Below are 17309 nucleotides of genomic sequence, written 5' to 3'. Positions count from 1 at the left end.
ATTGTTGTCGAATTCGGCGACGTCTCTGTTTCCTGATGCTCGGTGAACGCTTCCTATGGCTGTGTTTTTACGGGGCGGGGCGCCAACATTCGCCTACGCGCGGTAAGTTTCTGGCCATGCCACGTGGACGTCACCGCCATTCCCCGCCTTTGCACAGGCTGCTGCCACCTTCGGCGATCGCAGGCGTCTCCCTCGTCTGCGCCCTCGGCCCCTGGGTGTTCTCGGAGCAACTGGTGCTCCGGGTGCTCGCCGCGGCCGCCGCGGTGACGGCGATCCTCGGCGCGGTCGTCATGCGCCGCTGGGACATCCAGGCCGGCAAACAGGTCGCCGACCTCACGCGCGCGCGTGCGAGCGACGAGTGGCGCTACGAGGAACGCGTCGCCGAGCTGGAGAGCGACCTCGACGAATCGCGTGAGCTGCGCGTGAAGCTGGAGCAGCGCCTGCGGGCCAAGCGCGCCGAACTGGCCGGCCTGCGCAACGAGCACGCGGCACTGCTGCGCCGCTACGCCACGGCGGAGACCGAGCGGGCGAGCGCCCTGGAGGGCCGCCGCCTGCTCGAGATCGAGACCACGACCCCGTCGCGTGCCCTGCCGCCCGCGCGTGCCGCCGAGGAGGCGCCCGGCGCGGGGACGGGCGCGGTCGCCACGCTGGAGGCCCCCGCGGCCGACACCGCCGAGGCGCACACCCCCAAGAGCGCGAAGACCGTCGAGAACGCGGAGACCGTCCAGGGCGAGTCGCCCGACGGTGAGACGCCCGACACCGAGGCGGCCAAGGACGCCGGGACCGCCGACGACGGGCCGAAGGCTGCGGCGGTCTTCTCCCCGGCGGGCTCCCAGTTGTTCGTACGGGCCCAGGCGGCGCTGGCCCGGTTCGACGTCGACGCGGCCGGGCCGGCGAAGCCGGTGACGCCCGCGAAGAGCGACGAGCCCGCCGGGGCGGAGCCCGCGCGGAGCGCCCCCGCGGAGACCGGCGGCGACGCGGAGGCCGCGCAGGAGGACGAGGCCGAGGGGAAGCCCGAGGCGGTCGACGAGCACACGCGCGCGGCCGCCCCCGACACGGCCGCCGAGGAGAACGGAACCCCGGCGGGACAGACCGCTCCGGAAGAGGCCACCGCCCGGCCGCAGAGCGACGGGGGCGCGGACGCCCCGCGGGAGCCGGAAGCCGCGCCGTCCGCGACCGCCGGTCGGCCCGTGGACGCCGTGGACGCCGTGAACTCCGTGGCCTCCGAGGCCGGCGTGGGCCCCGAGGCCCCCGCCGTGGGACCGGAGACTTCCGCAGCTTCCGAGACCGCCGTGGCCGAAGCCGCCGCCCTCGAGGCCGCCGCTTCCCAGGCGTCCGCCGGCGAGGCCGCCGCTCCCCAGGCCGCCGCCTCCGGTACCGGCGCGCTCGTCCAGCGCCCCGCCGGCCCCGTGCAGCGTTCCTCCGGGCGCCTCTCCGGGCACTTCACCGTGCCGACCGCCGTGGCCGTCGTACCGGCCGCGCAGCCGGTGCGGCGTCCGGTGACCGACGGCGGGTTCGACTTCTTCGGTACGCAGAAGCCGTCGGCGTCCGAGGCGCTGGAGGCCGTACAGAACGAGGACCTCGCCGACGTCGTCGGCCAGGAGGCGCTCGCGCTCCACAAGGCCGAGTCCGAGGCGGAGTTCAAGCCGGTGGACGAGGAGGCGCGCGGGATCGGCCAGGTGATCGACCTGACCGCGCACGACGAGACCGAGCAGATCGACGTCGAGGGGCTGCGCAGCGCCGTCTCCTGACCGCTCCCCAGGGCCCACCCCGCCGTCTTCCGTACGGCGGGGCGGGCCCTTCGCCATGTGCGCGAACTCTCCGGCGGCCTACGCCATCCACCGCTCGGGCCGCGCGTCCCGGCGCCCGGTCCGCGACCGCTCCGCCTGACCCCGCAGCAGCTCCGCGGCCTCCTGCACGTCCCGCAGACGCGCTGTCACCGTCTTGTTCGCGCCCGTGTCCACGTGCACGTCCGCGAGACGCCAGAGCCGCTGCCAGGGCCCCTGCGCGAGCCGCACGCTCTGCACCTTGGCGTGCGGGACGAGTGCCACGCTCCGGCGCAGCAGCCCGTGCCGCGCGGCGAACACCGTGTCGGTGACGGCGATGCCGTAACCCCGCCACCAGAGCGGGAGGCAGCGCCCGGCGCGGTGCGGGGGCCGGGACAGCGAGGCCGTCGCCGGGACGGTCGCCCCGGGCAGCACGTGCGCGACGACGGCTTCCGCCGCCTCGCGCGGGGCCACCGGCACGAGCACGGAGTTGGCCGAGCCGGCCACGTCCAGCTCGACCCGCACCCAGCCGCGCCGCCGCCACAGCAACGGCTCGACGATCCGCACGGTCTGCACCCGCCCCGGGGGCACCGTCTCGTGCGCACGGTCCAGCAGGCCGTGGTCGATCCGCAGCCCGTCCGGCGACTCGCCGACCGTCCAGTCGTACTCGCCCACGAACCGCCCCACGCTGCTCGCGCCCGCCGCGCCGAGCAGCGGCACACCGGTCGCGAGGACCGTCCACACACTGTGGGTGGCCAGCCACAGCACCGGTGGCACGACCAGCGCGGCGGCGAGCGCGCCCCAGGTGGCGCCGGTCAGCACCAGGGCGATCGCCAGCTCGCGCGCCGGCACGCGCAACAGTTCGCGCGCGGGCGCCTCGCCGACTTCGCGCGCGGCCTCCGGCGCGAAGCCCGCCGCGCGCGCGAGCAGCTCCGCGCGCAGTGCGCGAGCCTCGGCCTCACCGAGGAAGGCGAGTTCGTCCTTCTTGTCGGCGCCGACGACGTCGAGCCGCAGTTTCGCGACGCCGGCGATCCGCGCGAGCAGCGGCCGGGTGACGTCGACCGCCTGGATGCGCTCCAGCCGGATGTGCGCGGTGCGCCGGAACACCAGGCCGGTCCGTATGCGCAGTTCGGTGTCCGTGACCGCGAAGTGCGTGAACCACCAGGACAGGAACCCGTACAGGGCGGCCGCCGGGACGACCACGGCGAGCGCGACCAGCAGGGTCGTCGTGGTCAGCCGCGTCAGCTGCTCCTGCGTCCGGTTCGGGTCGTGCGCCGCCCAGCCGACGACCACCGCGACGGGCGCCCAGGCCCGTCTGAACGGCGTGACGGGGTGCAGCCTGCGCTCGGCGAGGACCCGCTCCGCGAGCGCGTCGCGTACGCCGTCGTCGACGCCCGGCGCCGTCACAGCCCCGCCGATCGGGCCTCACCGAGTGCGGTGAGCCGGTCCCGCAGCCGTTCCGCCTCGGCCGGGTCCAGGCCGGGGATCGTCGCGTCGGTCGCGGCGGCCGCGGTGTGCAGCTGGACGCTGGCCAGCCCGAAGTACCGCTCGACGGGACCGGAGGTCACCTCGACGAGCTGCATCCGCCCGTACGGCACGACCGTCTCCTCGCGCCACAGCACGCCCCGGCTGATCAGCAGGTCGTCGGCGCGCTCCGCGTACCGCCAGGAGCGCCAGTTGCGGCCCAGCACGACCCAGCCGAAGCCGGCCCCCGCCGACGGCAGCAGCGCGAACGCGGCCCACGCGGGGCCGACGAGCCAGCCGAGCAGCACCGCGAGGCCGACGGCCGCCAGTCCCAGCCACACCACCAGCAACAGCCGTCGCATCCGCAGCAACCCCGGCGGCAGCCCGGTCCACACGGGCCCGGCCCCCGTCGCCTCCACGTCAGTCGTGCTCCCCGTTTCCATACGGCCAGCGTACGTAGGGGAGACTGGGTCCATGACTCCTACGACGGAGACCACGGTCGGGATCGGCGGTGCCGCGGAGAGCACCGACATGGTGCTCAACATCGGCCCCCAGCACCCCTCCACGCACGGCGTGCTGCGGCTGCGGCTCGTGCTGGACGGCGAGCGCATCCAGCACGCGGAGCCGGTGATCGGCTACATGCACCGCGGCGCGGAGAAGCTGTTCGAGGCGCGCGACTACCGGCAGATCATCATGCTGGCCAACCGCCACGACTGGCTCTCGGCCTTCTCGAACGAGCTGGGCGTGGTCCTCGCCGTGGAGCGCATGCTCGGCATGGAGGTCCCCCCGCGCGCGGTGTGGACGCGCACGCTCCTCGCGGAGCTGAACCGGGTGCTCAACCACCTGATGTTCCTCGGCTCGTACCCGCTGGAGCTGGGCGGCATCACGCCCGTCTTCTACGCCTTCCGCGAGCGCGAGGTGCTCCAGCACGTCATGGAGGAGGTCTCCGGCGGGCGCATGCACTACATGTTCAACCGCGTCGGCGGCCTCAAGGAGGACCTGCCGGCCGGATGGACCTCCCGCGCGCGGGGCGCCGTCGCCGCCGTGCGCTCGCGCATGGACGTCTTCGACGACCTCGTGCTCGGCAACGAGATCTTCCGGGGGCGCACCCGCGACGTGGGCAACCTGACGCCCCGGGCCGTGCACGCGTACGGCGTCAGCGGGCCGATCGCGCGCGCCTCGGGCGTCGACTTCGACCTGCGCCGCGACGAGCCCTACCTGGCGTACGGCGAACTCCAGGACACCCTGAAGGTGGTGACCCGGACCGAGGGCGACTGCCTGGCCCGCTTCGAGTGCCTCCTGGACCAGGCGCACAACGCCCTCGACCTCGCGGACGCCTGCCTGGACCGCCTCGCCGACCTCCCGCCCGGCCCGGTCAACCAGCGGCTGCCGAAGGTCCTCAAGGCGCCCGAGGGGCACACGTACGCGTGGACCGAGAACCCCCTCGGCATCAACGGCTACTACCTCGTCAGCAAGGGCGAGAAGACCCCGCACCGGCTGAAGCTGCGCTCGGCCTCGTACAACAACATCCAGGCGCTCACCGAGCTGCTGCCGGGCACGCTGGTCGCGGACATGGTGGCCATCCTGGGCTCGATGTTCTTCGTGGTCGGGGACATCGACAAGTAGGGGCGGGCCGGTCAGCCGGGCGGTCGTGGCGGGTCCGGATCGCCGGCCGGCCGCCCGGGGAGCGGGTCCGCGATCCCCACCGGCTGGAGCAGCCACCCGAAGTCGCCCAGCCCGCCCGGCGCGGTGAGCTCGGCGGCCTCTCCGGCGCTCGCGAGGGCGCGCACGTACGCGGAGGGGTTCGTGGACGCGAGCGCGAGCGGGGGCCGTACGCCTTCGATGTCGAGGGCGCGCAGGGCGGCGCGTTGGTCGAGCAGGCGCGCACCGGGGGACGTGTACGCCGGTGTGCCCGCCGCCGTGGCCGGGGCGGCACCCGCTTCCGCGCACGCGTCCAGCGCCACATGCGCCGTGATGTCGCACGAACCGTCCGGCACGGGCGCCGTCTCCCGCCCCTCCCGGAAGCCGGTCAGCGTCCCGAACGGAGGGCGCGCGTCCCGCGTGTGCGCGTAGTCCACCGCCACCACGAGCCCCCGTGCCACACGGGAGACGGCGGACGCCCAGGCGGTGTCCCGGGGAAGCCCGATCTCCGCCCGCAGACCCTCCTCGCCCGGCAGCGGCCACCACCGCGTGAGCCACCTGGCCTCCGCGCCGGACACCGGCTCCCCGAGCCGCTCGGTCCCGTCGTCCCGGACGAGCACCAGCCGCGCCACGCCCGCGGAGTCGACCTCGGCGACCTCGACGGGCACGTTGTCCAGCCACTCGTTGGCGAACAGCAACCCGGTGACCTGCGGCGGAGGCTCGGGCAGCCACTCGATCCGGCGGGCCAGGCCCGCCGGGCGGGCGGCCACCTCGACGGCGTACGCGCGCGTGCGGGCGGCCACGTCGGCGGGGAGCGCGGCGAGCACCCCGGTGACCAGTTCGCCACGTCCGGCGGCCATGTCGACGAAGTCGAGCGACGCGGGCCGGCCGAGCGCCTCGTCGACCCGGCACAGCAGCCGGGCCACGGCCCCGGCGAACAGCGGGGACGCGTGCACGGACGTCCGGAAGTGCCCGGCCGGTCCCTCCGGCCGCAGGTAGAAACCGTCCGGTCCGTACAGGGCGTCCCGCGCCGCCGCCCGCCAGCCGCGCCACTCGCCGGGATCCGTCACATCTGCCACCACCTGGCCAGACTATGCGCACAGCTGATCACGGCCTCCACCTTGCGGAGTACGCGGGTCGGCCCCGGATCGGCCCTCCGGTTGACCCTTGCACGCATTTCCCTTCCCTACGCTGGGTTACGTGCAGCGCCTCTATGACTTCCTCCGCAGGCACCCGACCGGGGTGGACGCCTTCTGGGCCGTCGCCCTGCTCGGCATCTCGCTCATGGTGGAGACGACACGGCAGGAGGCCACGGGCAGGGACTCCTCGGCACTGGTCGTCCCGGTCGTGCTCCTGTTGTGCCTGGTCATCGCGCTGCGTCGCCGTATGCCCGAGAGGATGCTGCTGCTGGCCGGCGCGCTCGGGCTGGCCCAGCTCGTCCTGGACGTGCCGACGACGGCCGCCGACTTCGCCTTCCTGGTGATCGTCTACACGGTCGCCGCGACCGGCGCCCGCTGGGCCTCGCGGCTCGCGCTCGGCATGGGCCTGAGCGCCGCGAGCCTGGCGCAGCTGCGCTGGCCCGAGCAGGACTCGAGCGTCGCGGGCTATCTCGCGATCATCGTCTTCCAGACGGTGCCGTTCGCCCTCGCCTGGGTGCTCGGCGACTCCATACGCACCCGGCGCGCCTACTTCGCGCAGCTGGAGGAGCGCGCGGCGCGTCTGGAGAAGGAGCGCGAGGCGCAGGCCAAGGTCGCGGTCGCCGCCGAGCGCGCCCGTATCGCGCGCGAGCTGCACGACGTCGTCGCGCACAACGTGTCGGTGATGGTGGTGCAGGCCGACGGCGCCGCCTACGTCCTCGACGCCGCACCCGACCAGGCCAAGAAGGCCCTGGAGACGATCTCCTCCACCGGCCGCCAGGCCCTCGCCGAGATGCGCCGCCTGCTGGGCGTACTGCGCACCGGCGAGCACCAGGAGGGCGGCGAGTACGTGCCGCAGCCCGACGTCGAGCAGATCGAGGACCTCGTCGAGCAGTGCCGCGGCTCCGGACTGCCCGTGGACTTCAGGATCGAGGGCACCCCGCGGCCGCTGCCCAGCGGCGTCGAGCTCACCGCGTACCGCATCGTGCAGGAGGCGCTGACCAACACGCGCAAGCACGGCGGGCCGAACGCGGGCGCCAGCGTGCGCCTGGTCTACTTCGACGACGGCCTCGGCCTGCTCGTCGAGGACGACGGCAAGGGCGCCCCGCACGAGCTGTACGAGGAGGGCGGCGCCGACGGCCAGGGCCACGGTCTGATCGGGATGCGCGAGCGGGTCGGCATGGTCGGCGGCACCCTGGACGCGGGCCCGCGTCCAGGCGGAGGATTCCGCATCAGCGCCCTGCTCCCGCTCAAACCGGCGCATTGACGCCGACGCACGCTCCCTGTTGACACCTGTCACACCCCCGCCGGCAACGGCACCCACACGACAGAGCCGGCAACGGCCCACGAAGGATGGAAGAGGACTCGATGGCGATCCGCGTGATGCTCGTCGACGACCAGGTGCTGCTGCGCACCGGGTTCCGGATGGTGCTCGCCGCCCAGCCGGACATGGAGGTCGTGGCGGAGGCGGGCGACGGCGTCGAGGCCCTCCAGGTGGTGCGTTCCACGGCGGTCGACGTGGTGCTGATGGACGTGCGCATGCCGAAGCTGGACGGCGTGGAGGCCACCCGGCGCATCTGCGAGGAGGCCGACCCGCCGAAGGTGCTGATCCTGACCACCTTCGACCTCGACGAGTACGCCTTCTCGGGGCTGAAGGCGGGTGCCTCCGGATTCATGCTCAAGGACGTGCCGCCCGGCGAACTGCTCGCCGCCATCCGTTCCGTGCACAGCGGTGACGCGGTCGTCGCCCCCTCCACCACCCGCCGCCTCCTGGACCGGTTCGCCCCGATGCTGCCCAGCGCGGGCAAGGAGCCGCAGCACAAGGAGCTGGAACGGCTCACCGAGCGGGAGCGCGAGGTCATGGTGCTGGTCGCCCAGGGGCTGTCCAACGGCGAGATCGCGGCCCGGCTGGTGTTGTCCGAGGCCACCGTCAAGACCCACGTGGGCCGCATCCTGACCAAGCTGGGCCTGCGGGACCGCGTGCAGGTGGTGGTCCTGGCGTACGAGACGGGCCTGGTGCGGGCCGGCGGGCACTGAACCGGGGGGAACGCCCCTCGCGCGCCACCGGAGCCCACTAGGGTCTGCACATGCTCCTGTGGATCAACGGCCCGTTCGGGGGCGGTAAGACCCAGACGGCACACGAGATCCAGCGCCGCCTGCCCGGCAGCGTCGTCTGCGACCCCGAGCACGCCGGCTTCGGCCTGCGCCGCATGCTGCCGCCCGAACTGCGGGGCACCCGCGGCGGGACGCCGCTGGTCGAGGACTTCCAGGACCTGGTCTCCTGGCGGCAGGGCGTCGTCGAGGTCCTCGACCTGGTGCTGACCCGGCACGACGGCGTGGTCATCGCCCCCATGACGGTCACCGATCCGCGGTACTTCGACGAGACCGTCGGCCGGCTGCGTGAACTCGGCCACGACGTCCGCCACTTCACACTCCTCGCGGAGCGGGAGACCGTGCTGAGGCGCCTGCGTGAACGTCGCTTCGTGGACCTCCTCCAGTACGCCGTCGGCAGGAGAACCGGGAAGAAGTCCGGCGAGGAGTCCGGCGAGGAGGCCGGGAAGAAACCCAGGGGCAACGCCGGTCACGGCCGCGAGAGTTGGGCCGTCCGGCAGCTCGACCACTGCCTGGAGCGACTGCGTGAGCCGGAGTTCGCCGAGCACCTGTGGACGGACCACTCGACCGTGCCGAAGACGGCGGACCGCATCGCCGTCCTGGCCGGGCTGACCCTGAGGCCGCACACCGGGGGCGCGCTGCGGACGCGGCTGCGGCAGGCACGGGTGGGACTGCGGCACATCCGCTTCGACTGACGGCAGGCCGGACGGCCGGTCCGACGGCAGGCCGGCGCCGCTAGCGGAGTATCCCTTCGAGGAAGTCGCTGCCCAGCCGGGCCACCACCGTCACGTCCAACTGGTGCAGCACGTACCGCCCGCGTCGGCGCGTGGTGACCAGGCCCGCCTTCTTCAGGACGCCGAGGTGCCGGGATATCTCGGGCGCCGTCATGCCGTGCACCTGGGCCAGCTCGGTCGTGGTGTAGGCGCTGCGGGCCAGAAGCCGGCAGATCCGCATCCTCACCGGGTGGGACAGGGCGGTCATCCGCAGCGTCAGCTGCTCGACGGAGGGCGGCGAGGCCAGCTCCGGCGAGCCGACCGGGTAGTGCAGCACCGGCTGCCAGCCGTACCGGTGCAGCACCATCAGGTGCGGCCAGCCGAGGCTCGTCGGTACGCACAGCAGCCCCCCGTCCGCCGTGGCGGTGCGGCCCTCGACGAGCTTGTCCACCGTGATCCGCCGGGTGTGCTCGTCCAGTGTCACGGCGGAGGAGACCGAGGCCAGCGCTTCCGCGAGACCCTTGTGGTGCAGCAGCTCCGTCTTGTGGCGGGCGTCCGCGGCGAGCGGATGACGGACCCGGGCCCAGACATCGGCGAAGAAGGCCTCGTCGCAGTCCTCGAGGAACTGCCTCAGCCAGGCACGCACGCGGGGCGGGTCGTCGAGCAGCCGTCGGGTGAAGCGCACCTGGCGGGGTCCGCGCGTGGCCGCCAGGTCCAGGGCGCGGCGGTGCAGGGCCGGGTCGGAGAGGACGCCGGAACCCGGCAGGTCGTACCCGGGCGCGCAGGTGAACTCCAGGGCCGAGTCCACGAACTGCTCGTCCGTCAGCTTGTCCAGGAGGTCCAGCTCCTCGGCGAGCGTGGCACCCGGGAGCGTGCTTCCGCCGGGGATACCGGCGTAGGGCAGGAAGATGTCCGAGAACGTCGTCCGCCACAGGAAGTCGGCCTCGCACATCCGGTCGGCCAGATGCGAGTCCAGGCGCGCGGTGACGCTCGTGACCCAGCCCTGGAGGCGGGGGTGGTGCCCCGGCTCGGACAGCGCGTGCAGCGCCATGCCGAGCTCGGCCAGGGGGGAGGGCACGATCGCGACCCTCTCCGGCCGCAGTCCCGTGATGTCGATGCTCACGCTCATGCCCTCATGGTGCCCGCCGCCACTGACAACGCCGTCGTCGATTGACGGCCGCCGTCAATCGGCGCGACGCGGCGCACCGGCCCGGCGCAGTCTGGGGACACCGGGGCGACCGCGGAGCCTTCCGGATCCCTGTTCCCACGTCCCGAAGAGGCACCGGCCATGAGCATCACGCAGCAGCACGTCCTCGACGTCCACCGCGCCCGGCGGCACGGCGAGCCCGCCCCGCCCGCTCCCGGCGCACACGACTGGCAGGTGATGCGCGAACTGCGCGACCGCCACCAGTTGCGCGCCGCCCTCGCGGGCCGCCCGGCCCACGGACGCGTACGAAGGGCCCTGAGCCGGCTGCTGGCCCCGCGCCCGCGCTCTGCCCGCTGACCTCCTCGCGCTACCCGCCGACCTCCTCCGTCGTCACCTCGGTCACCCGCGCGACGAAGTCGGCGACCGCCGCCCGCACGTCGTCCGCCGTCCAGGCCAGGCCGTCGGCGCGCACGGTGACCTCGGTGACGCCGAGGCCCGGCCCGCCCCGGTTCCAGGGGACGCCGAAGAGCAGCGTCCCCGTCTCCTCGGCCTGCCGCACCGCCGCCTCGTTGAGCACGTCCTCGTCGTAGGGCAGCCAGACCTGGAACTCGTGTGTGTGCGGCTCCCCGGGATGCACACGCGCCCACGGCACGCCCGCCTCGGCGAAACCCTCACGGAGCGCTGCGGCCACCACGCGCGCGTGGGCGACGTACTCCGGCAGCCGGGGCAGTTCCCGTTCCAGGCCGGCGAGTGCCGACAGCGCCGTCGGGAACTGCTGGAAGACCGTGCCGCCGTACCGGTGCCGCCAGGCCCTGGCCTCCTCCACCAGCGTCCCCGGGCCGGCGAGGGCGGCGCCGCCGAAGCCGTCGAGGGACTTGTAGAACGACACGTAGACGCTGTCGGCCAGGCCCGCTATCTCCTCCAGGGGGCGGCCGAAGTGGACGGTGGACTCCCACAGGCGCGCGCCGTCGAAGTGGACCACCGCGTCGCGTGCGCGTGCCGCCTCCACGACCTCGGTGAGTTCCTCCCAGGAAGGCAGCAGGAAACCGGCGTCCCTGAGCGGAAGCTCCAGCATCAGCGCCCCGAAAGGCTCCTCGAACGCGCGCACCTCATCGGCCGTCGGCGGCCGGGGCTCGCTGGTCAGACGCACCGGGCGCAACCCGCTGACCATGCTGAACGCCCCCCGTTCGTGCACCTCTGGGTGGGACAGCCCGTGCAGCGCGACCATAGGGTTGCCGGTGCGGCCCGCCCAGCAGCGCAGGGCGATCTGCTGGGCCATCGTGCCCGTCGGGAAGAACGCGGCGGCCTCCGTGCCCAGCAGGGTGGCCACGCGCCTCTCCAGGACCTCCACGATGCCGTTGCCGTACAGGTCGCCGGGCTGGTCCAGGTCGTACACCTGGGGTGCCTCCTCCCGCAGCAGGTCGAGCCGTTCGCGGAGCGTCCTGCGGGAGCCCGCGCGCGACAGGAGGCGCTCCGCCGTCCCGTGGGCGGCCGCGCGCCGCTCCCGCAGCCGCTCCCGCGCCGACCGTTCGGTGCCCTCTCCCGAGCCCTGTCCCGTGCCCTGTCCCGCCGTCTCCGTCGTCATGCCCAGGATCATGCCGCGCGCCGCCCGCGCGGGGCACACGCATCCGCGCACGGCCGTGCGGCACATCCACTTCCGCGCAGCCGCTTCCGCACATCCACACCCGCGCACCCGTCATGCGCAGCCATTCCGCAGGGTCATTCCGCGCAGCCGATACGCGGCGGGGACGGTCCGTCCGCCGTCCCCCGGGAACCCACAGCCTGTGGACAACCGGACGCCCCGCGAACCGATCGCGTTAACATGACGAGAAATCGTCCGGTACCCAGAGCGGACTGGAACGGGAAGGCCGCCGTCGAGTGAGTACTAGCCACCAGCCAGACCCCAAGGACCGGCCCGCGCGGCTCAGCGTCGGCGTCGTCGGCGCCGGGCGCGTGGGCCCCGCGCTCGCCGCGTCGCTCCAACTCGCCGGACACCGCCCGGTCGCCGTCTCCGGCGTCTCCGACGCCTCCCGGCGGCGGGCCGCCCTGATGCTGCCCGACGTGCCGCTCGTCCCGCCCGCCGAGGTCCTCGAGCGCGCCGACCTGGTCCTGCTGACCGTGCCCGACGACACCCTGCCCGGACTCGTCGAGGGGCTCGCCGACACCGGCGCCGTACGGCCCGGGCAACTGCTCGTGCACACCTCCGGGCGGTACGGCGCGCGCGTCCTCGACCCCGCCCTGCGCGCGGGCGCGCTGCCGCTGGCCCTGCACCCGGCGATGACCTTCACCGGCACGCCCGTGGACGTCCAGCGCCTGGCCGGCTGCTCGTTCGGCGTCACCGCGCCCGACGAGCTGCGGCTGGCCGCCGAGGCCCTCGTCATCGAGATGGGCGGCGAACCGGAGTGGATCGCCGAGGAGAGCCGGCCGCTCTACCACGCGGCCCTCGCCCTGGGCGCCAACCACCTGGTCACGCTGGTCGCGCAGTCCATGGAGCTGCTGCGCGCGGCCGGCGTGGAGGCCCCCGACCGGATGCTCGGCCCGCTGCTGGGCGCCGCCCTGGACAACGCGCTGCGCTCCGGCGACGCGGCGCTCACCGGCCCCGTCGCGCGCGGTGACGCCGGCACGGTCGCCGCGCACGTCTCCGAACTGCGCAAGCACGCACCGCAGACCGTGGGCGGCTACCTGGCGATGGCCCGGGCGACCGCCGACCGCGCGCTCGCCCACGGACTGCTCAAGCCGGAGCTCGCCGAGGACCTCCTCGGGGTACTCGCCAACGGGACCAACGGCGCCGAGGGAGAAGCCGGATGACCACGACCCTGCTGCGCACCGCCGACGAACTGCACGCACGCACGCGTGCGGGCCGCCGGGCCGTCGTGATGACGATGGGCGCCCTGCACGAGGGCCACGCCACCCTCGTCCGCACCGCCCGCGAGATCGCCGGACCGGAGGGCGAGGTCGTCGTCACGGTCTTCGTCAACCCGTTGCAGTTCGGCGCGGGCGAGGACCTCGACCGCTATCCGCGCACCCTGGACGCCGACGTCAAGATCGCCGAACAGGCCGGTGCGGACGTCGTGTTCGCCCCGTCGGTGGACGAGGTCTACCCCGGCGGCGAGCCCCAGGTCCGCATCAGCGCGGGCCCCATGGGAGAGCGCCTGGAGGGCGCCTCGCGCCCCGGCCACTTCGACGGCATGCTCACCGTCGTCGCCAAGCTGCTGCACCTCACCCGGCCCGACGTGGCCCTGTACGGGCAGAAGGACGCCCAGCAGCTCGCCCTGATCCGCCGCATGGTGCGGGACCTGAACTTCGGCGTCGAGATCGTCGCCGTACCGACCGTGCGCGAGGACGACGGACTGGCCCTGTCCAGCCGCAACCGCTACCTCTCCCCGGCCGAGCGGCGCACCGCGCTCGCGCTCTCCCAGGCACTGTTCGCGGGCCGCGACCGGCACGCCGCGCAGGAGGCGCTGCGGGCACGCGCGCGCGAGGTGCCCGCCACGTACGCGCGCGCCGAGGCGCTCAGCGCCATAGGGGAGTCCCGCGCGGCCGCCGACGCGCACGCCGTCGCCAAGGCCGTCCCCGGCGCCCCGGCGGCCGTCCGCGCCGCCGCCCGCCTCGTCCTCGACGAGGCCGCCCGGCTGAACCCGCCGCTGCGACTGGACTACCTCGCGCTCGTCGACCCGTCCGACTTCACCGAGATCGGGGACGACTTCACCGGCGAGGCCGTCCTCGCCGTCGCCGCCCGGGTCGGGACGACCCGGCTGATCGACAACCTTCCCCTCACCTTCGGAGCCGCCTCGTGACCAGCACAGGCATACGACTGCACGCGCCCGCGCCCGGGTGGTCCATCTCCGCGGACGTCGTGGTCGTCGGCTCCGGAGTCGCCGGCCTCACCGCCGCCCTGCGCTGCGAGGCCGCCGGCCTGACGACGGTCGTCGTCACCAAGGCCCGCCTGGACGACGGCTCCACCCGCTGGGCGCAGGGCGGCATCGCCGCGGCCCTCGGCGAGGGCGACACCCCCGAACAGCACCTGGACGACACGCTGGTGGCGGGCGCGGGCCTGTGCGACGAGGAAGCGGTGCGGATCCTGGTCACCGAGGGCCCCGACGCCGTACGGCGCCTCATCGAGACCGGCGCCCACTTCGACGAGTCCTCCGAAGGCGGACTGGAACTGACCCGCGAGGGCGGCCACCACCGCCGCCGCATCGCGCACGCCGGCGGCGACGCGACCGGCGCGGAGATCTCCCGCGCGCTCGTCGAGGCGGTCCGCGCGCGTGGCGTGCGCACGGTCGAGAACGCGCTCGTCCTGGACCTGCTCACCGACGCCGACGGCCGCACCGCGGGCGTGACGCTGCACGTCATGGGCGAGGGCCAGCACGACGGCGTGGGCGCCGTGCACGCCCCCGCGGTCGTCCTGGCGACCGGCGGCATGGGCCAGGTCTTCTCCGCGACCACCAACCCGTCCGTGTCCACGGGCGACGGCGTGGCCCTCGCCCTGCGCGCGGGCGCGGAGGTCAGCGACCTCGAGTTCGTCCAGTTCCACCCGACCGTGCTCTTCCTCGGTTCCGACGCCGAGGGCCAGCAGCCCCTCGTCTCCGAGGCGGTGCGCGGCGAGGGAGCCCACCTGGTCGACGCGGACGGCGTGCGCTTCATGCTCGGGCAGCACGAGCTGGCCGAACTCGCGCCCCGGGACATCGTCGCCAAGGGCATCATGCGCCGCATGCAGGAGCAGGACACCGAGCACATGTTCCTCGACGCCCGCCACTTCGGCGCCGAGATGTGGGAGCACCGCTTCCCGACGATCCTGGCCGCCTGCCGCGCGAACGGCATCGACCCGGTCACCGAGCCCGTCCCGGTCGCCCCGGCCGCCCACTACGCCTCCGGAGGCGTGCGCACCGACTCGCACGGCCGCACCACCGTCCCGGGCCTGTACGCGTGCGGCGAGGTCGCCTGCACCGGCGTGCACGGCGCGAACCGGCTCGCCTCCAACTCCCTCCTGGAGGGCCTGGTCTACGCCGAGCGCATCGCCGCCGACATCGCGGACAGCCGGGCGGCGGACGGCCTCGACGCGCGCGTGCCCGCGCCGGTCGAGCACCCCGAGAGGCCCGCGCACCCGCTCCTCGGCGCCGAGGCCCGCTTCGCCATCCAGCGGATCATGACCGACGGCGCGGGCGTCCTGCGCTCCGCCGAGTCGCTGGAGAAGGCCGCCGACCAGCTTCAGCGGCTGCACGCCGAGGCCCGCGACGCCCTCGACGAGAACGGCAAGACCGCCGAGCCCGGCGTCGACACCTGGGAGGCCACCAACCTCCTGTGCGTGGCCCGCGTCCTGGTCGCCGCCGCGCGACTGCGGGAGGAGACCCGCGGCTGCCACTGGCGCGAGGACCACGCCGAGCGCGACGACACGAACTGGCACCGCCACATCGTCGTACGGCTGAATCCGGACCGGACTCTCGCCGTACACACCACCGATACCGCAGACTTCCCCCCTACCCGGCAGCACCAGCAGGAGCAGTGACAGAAGTGAGCACCCCCGAGGACCTTCCCCTCGTCCAGAGCGGCGGCTGCGGCGACGGCTGTGCCTGTGGCGCCGACGCCGGCATCGACGGCGACGAGGAGTACCTGGAGTGCGGGCTCGACCCCGCGCTCGCCCAGCTCCTGGCCGACGCGGGCCTCGACCCGCTCGAGGTCGAGGACATCGCCAACGTCGCCATCCAGGAGGACCTGGACCACGGCGTGGACGTGACGACGGTCGCGACCATCCCCGAGGAAGCGGTCGCCACCGCCGACTTCACCGCGCGCGAGGCGGGCGTGGTGGCGGGCCTCCGTGTCGCCGAGGCGGTGATGTCGGTCGTCTGCTCGGACGAGTTCGAGGTCGAGCGGCACGTGGAGGACGGCGACCGCGTGGAGGCCGGCCAGAAGCTGCTGTCGGTCACCACGCGCACGCGTGACCTGCTCACCGCCGAGCGCAGCGCCCTCAACCTGCTGTGCCGCCTGTCCGGCATCGCCACCGCCACGCGCGCGTGGGCGGACGTCCTGGAGGGCACCGGGGCACGCGTGCGTGACACCAGGAAGACCACCCCGGGCCTGCGCGCCCTGGAGAAGTTCGCCGTCCGCTGTGGCGGCGGGGTCAACCACCGCATGTCGCTCTCCGACGCGGCCCTGGTCAAGGACAACCACGTGGTCGCCGCGGGCGGCGTCGCCCGGGCCTTCGAAGCCGTACGGGAAGCCTTCCCGGACGTGCCGATCGAGGTCGAGGTCGACACCCTGCACCAGCTGCGCGAGGTCGTGGAGGCCGGCGCCGACCTGATCCTCCTGGACAACTTCACCCCCAACGAGTGCGCGGAGGCCGTCGGCATCGTCGGCGGGCGCGCCATGCTGGAGGCGTCCGGCCGGCTGACCCTGGACAACGCGAAGGCGTACGCCGACAGCGGCGTCGACTTCCTGGCCGTGGGCGCCCTGACCCACTCCTCGCCGATCCTCGACATCGGCCTGGATCTGCGAGCGGCGGAGTAGGAGCGCGAACCGGCCATGCTGCTGACGATCGACGTGGGGAACACGCACACGGTGCTCGGCCTGTTCGACGGTGAGGACATCGTCGAGCACTGGCGGATCTCGACGGACGCCCGCCGTACGGCCGACGAGCTCGCGGTCCTGCTCCAGGGCCTGATGGGCATGCACCCCCTCCTCGGGGTGGAACTGGGCGACGGCATCGACGGCATCGCGATCTGCGCGACCGTCCCGTCGGTGCTGCACGAGCTGCGCGAGGTGACCCGCCGCTACTACGGCGACGTGCCCGCGGTACTCGTCGAACCCGGAGTCAAGACCGGCGTACCGATCCTCTTCGACAACCCCAAGGAGGTCGGCGCCGACCGCATCATCAACGCGGTCGCGGCGAACGAGCTCTACGGCGGCCCCGCGATCGTCGTCGACTTCGGCACGGCGACGACGTTCGACGCGATCAGCGCGCGCGGGGAGTACGTGGGCGGCGTCATCGCCCCCGGCATCGAGATCTCCGTCGAGGCGTTGGGCATCAAGGCCGCGCAACTGCGCAAGATCGAGGTGGCCCGCCCCCGCAGCGTCATCGGCAAGAACACGGTCGAGGCGATGCAGGCCGGCGTGGTCTACGGCTTCGCGGGCCAGGTCGACGGGGTCGTCAGCCGGATGGCCCGGGAGCTGGCGGAAGACCCGGACGACGTGACGGTGATCGCCACGGGCGGCCTCGCGCCGATGGTGCTGGGCGAGTCCTCGGTGATCGACGAACACGAGCCGTGGCTGACGCTGATCGGCCTGCGACTGGTCTACGAACGGAACGTCTCCCGCATGTGAGCGTGCGAGC

At 73.9% G+C, this 17309-nt stretch carries 16 protein-coding genes; 11 read left to right on the top strand and 5 right to left on the bottom strand.

Going from position 1 to position 17309, the window contains the following annotated elements; translation table 11 throughout:
* Window positions 1-116 precede the first annotated feature (116 nt).
* A complete protein-coding gene (locus tag ACF1A1_RS34660; protein WP_392005414.1) occupies window positions 117-1751 on the top strand; it encodes a hypothetical protein in 1635 nt (544 codons plus the stop codon).
* Window positions 1752-1829: 78 nt separating this feature from the next.
* On the opposite strand, the gene ACF1A1_RS34655 is transcribed toward ACF1A1_RS34660, so the two are convergent.
* Together ACF1A1_RS34655 and ACF1A1_RS34650 are read right to left on the bottom strand one after the other, a co-directional pair.
* A complete protein-coding gene (locus ACF1A1_RS34655) occupies window positions 1830-3173 on the bottom strand; it encodes a PH domain-containing protein (RefSeq protein ID WP_392005412.1) in 1344 nt (447 codons plus the stop codon).
* Complete coding sequence (locus tag ACF1A1_RS34650; protein WP_392005410.1) at window positions 3170-3673, bottom strand: PH domain-containing protein; 504 nt, start codon at window positions 3671-3673, stop codon at window positions 3170-3172. Before ACF1A1_RS34650 ends, ACF1A1_RS34655 begins: the two co-directional genes overlap by 4 nt.
* 31 nt (window positions 3674-3704) lie before the next feature.
* Here ACF1A1_RS34650 and ACF1A1_RS34645 point away from each other — a divergent pair, with 31 nt between their 5' ends.
* Window positions 3705-4856 (top strand): NADH-quinone oxidoreductase subunit D, encoded by a 1152-nt coding sequence (locus ACF1A1_RS34645; protein ID WP_392005408.1) that lies wholly within the window; start codon window positions 3705-3707, stop codon window positions 4854-4856.
* 11 nt (window positions 4857-4867) lie between these two features.
* On the opposite strand, the gene ACF1A1_RS34640 is transcribed toward ACF1A1_RS34645, so the two are convergent.
* On the bottom strand, window positions 4868-5953 hold the full coding sequence (locus ACF1A1_RS34640; RefSeq protein ID WP_392005407.1) for an SAM-dependent methyltransferase: 1086 nt from the start codon (window positions 5951-5953) through the stop codon (window positions 4868-4870).
* Between the two features lie 118 nt (window positions 5954-6071).
* Here ACF1A1_RS34640 and ACF1A1_RS34635 point away from each other — a divergent pair, with 118 nt between their 5' ends.
* The 3 genes from ACF1A1_RS34635 (at window position 6072) to ACF1A1_RS34625 (ending at window position 8814) form a co-directional block, all read left to right on the top strand.
* Window positions 6072-7274 carry a sensor histidine kinase gene (locus ACF1A1_RS34635; protein ID WP_392005405.1) on the top strand — a complete coding sequence of 401 codons (1203 nt, stop codon included), beginning with the start codon at window positions 6072-6074 and terminating at the stop codon, window positions 7272-7274.
* 101 nt (window positions 7275-7375) lie between these two features.
* Window positions 7376-8044 carry a response regulator gene (locus ACF1A1_RS34630; RefSeq protein WP_392005403.1) on the top strand — a complete coding sequence of 223 codons (669 nt, stop codon included), beginning with the start codon at window positions 7376-7378 and terminating at the stop codon, window positions 8042-8044.
* Between the two features lie 50 nt (window positions 8045-8094).
* Window positions 8095-8814 carry an AAA family ATPase gene (locus tag ACF1A1_RS34625; protein ID WP_392005401.1) on the top strand — a complete coding sequence of 240 codons (720 nt, stop codon included), beginning with the start codon at window positions 8095-8097 and terminating at the stop codon, window positions 8812-8814.
* Window positions 8815-8854: 40 nt separating this feature from the next.
* On the opposite strand, the gene ACF1A1_RS34620 is transcribed toward ACF1A1_RS34625, so the two are convergent.
* The gene (locus ACF1A1_RS34620; RefSeq protein ID WP_392005399.1) at window positions 8855-9961 is read right to left on the bottom strand and encodes a DUF5937 family protein; all 1107 of its coding nucleotides are present in this window, start codon (window positions 9959-9961) and stop codon (window positions 8855-8857) included.
* A gap of 159 nt (window positions 9962-10120) precedes the next feature.
* Between ACF1A1_RS34620 and ACF1A1_RS34615 the strand changes: the two genes are divergently transcribed.
* Complete coding sequence (locus ACF1A1_RS34615; protein ID WP_392005397.1) at window positions 10121-10336, top strand: hypothetical protein; 216 nt, start codon at window positions 10121-10123, stop codon at window positions 10334-10336.
* A gap of 10 nt (window positions 10337-10346) precedes the next feature.
* Here ACF1A1_RS34615 and ACF1A1_RS34610 read toward each other — a convergent pair whose 3' ends face one another.
* Window positions 10347-11564, bottom strand: a complete 1218-nt coding sequence (locus tag ACF1A1_RS34610) for a threonine aldolase family protein (protein WP_392005395.1) — start codon at window positions 11562-11564, stop codon at window positions 10347-10349.
* Between the two features lie 293 nt (window positions 11565-11857).
* Here ACF1A1_RS34610 and ACF1A1_RS34605 point away from each other — a divergent pair, with 293 nt between their 5' ends.
* From ACF1A1_RS34605 to ACF1A1_RS34585, 5 genes are read left to right on the top strand one after another with little or no spacing between them, the layout of a single operon-like run.
* Window positions 11858-12787 (top strand): Rossmann-like and DUF2520 domain-containing protein, encoded by a 930-nt coding sequence (locus ACF1A1_RS34605; RefSeq protein ID WP_392005393.1) that lies wholly within the window; start codon window positions 11858-11860, stop codon window positions 12785-12787.
* The gene (gene panC, locus ACF1A1_RS34600; protein ID WP_392005391.1) at window positions 12784-13776 is read left to right on the top strand and encodes a pantoate--beta-alanine ligase; all 993 of its coding nucleotides are present in this window, start codon (window positions 12784-12786) and stop codon (window positions 13774-13776) included. Before ACF1A1_RS34605 ends, panC begins: the two co-directional genes overlap by 4 nt.
* Window positions 13773-15488, top strand: coding sequence for an L-aspartate oxidase (locus tag ACF1A1_RS34595; RefSeq protein ID WP_392005389.1), 1716 nt, complete (start codon window positions 13773-13775; stop codon window positions 15486-15488). The genes panC and ACF1A1_RS34595 overlap by 4 nt, the downstream gene beginning before the upstream one ends.
* Before the next feature lie 5 nt (window positions 15489-15493).
* Window positions 15494-16486: a carboxylating nicotinate-nucleotide diphosphorylase gene (gene nadC, locus ACF1A1_RS34590; RefSeq protein WP_392005387.1), complete on the top strand. Its 993-nt coding sequence runs from the start codon at window positions 15494-15496 to the stop codon at window positions 16484-16486.
* A gap of 15 nt (window positions 16487-16501) precedes the next feature.
* Window positions 16502-17299: a type III pantothenate kinase gene (locus ACF1A1_RS34585; RefSeq protein ID WP_392005385.1), complete on the top strand. Its 798-nt coding sequence runs from the start codon at window positions 16502-16504 to the stop codon at window positions 17297-17299.
* Window positions 17300-17309: the final 10 nt, after the last annotated feature.

Source organism: Streptomyces sp. NPDC014995 (assembly GCF_043080745.1).
Classification (GTDB): Bacteria; Actinomycetota; Actinomycetes; order Streptomycetales; family Streptomycetaceae; genus Streptomyces.
This window is presented reverse-complemented; position numbering and strand designations above follow the sequence as displayed.

Coding starts and splice junctions, on each gene's coding strand:
- ACF1A1_RS34660 (WP_392005414.1), top strand. CDS start 117: ATGCCACGTGGACGTCACCGCCATTCCCCGCCTTTGCACAGGCTGCTG.
- ACF1A1_RS34650 (WP_392005410.1), bottom strand. CDS start 3,673: ATGGAAACGGGGAGCACGACTGACGTGGAGGCGACGGGGGCCGGGCCC.
- ACF1A1_RS34645 (WP_392005408.1), top strand. CDS start 3,705: ATGACTCCTACGACGGAGACCACGGTCGGGATCGGCGGTGCCGCGGAG.
- ACF1A1_RS34630 (WP_392005403.1), top strand. CDS start 7,376: ATGGCGATCCGCGTGATGCTCGTCGACGACCAGGTGCTGCTGCGCACC.
- ACF1A1_RS34625 (WP_392005401.1), top strand. CDS start 8,095: ATGCTCCTGTGGATCAACGGCCCGTTCGGGGGCGGTAAGACCCAGACG.
- ACF1A1_RS34620 (WP_392005399.1), bottom strand. CDS start 9,961: ATGAGCGTGAGCATCGACATCACGGGACTGCGGCCGGAGAGGGTCGCG.
- ACF1A1_RS34615 (WP_392005397.1), top strand. CDS start 10,121: ATGAGCATCACGCAGCAGCACGTCCTCGACGTCCACCGCGCCCGGCGG.
- ACF1A1_RS34610 (WP_392005395.1), bottom strand. CDS start 11,564: ATGACGACGGAGACGGCGGGACAGGGCACGGGACAGGGCTCGGGAGAG.
- panC (WP_392005391.1), top strand. CDS start 12,784: ATGACCACGACCCTGCTGCGCACCGCCGACGAACTGCACGCACGCACG.
- ACF1A1_RS34585 (WP_392005385.1), top strand. CDS start 16,502: ATGCTGCTGACGATCGACGTGGGGAACACGCACACGGTGCTCGGCCTG.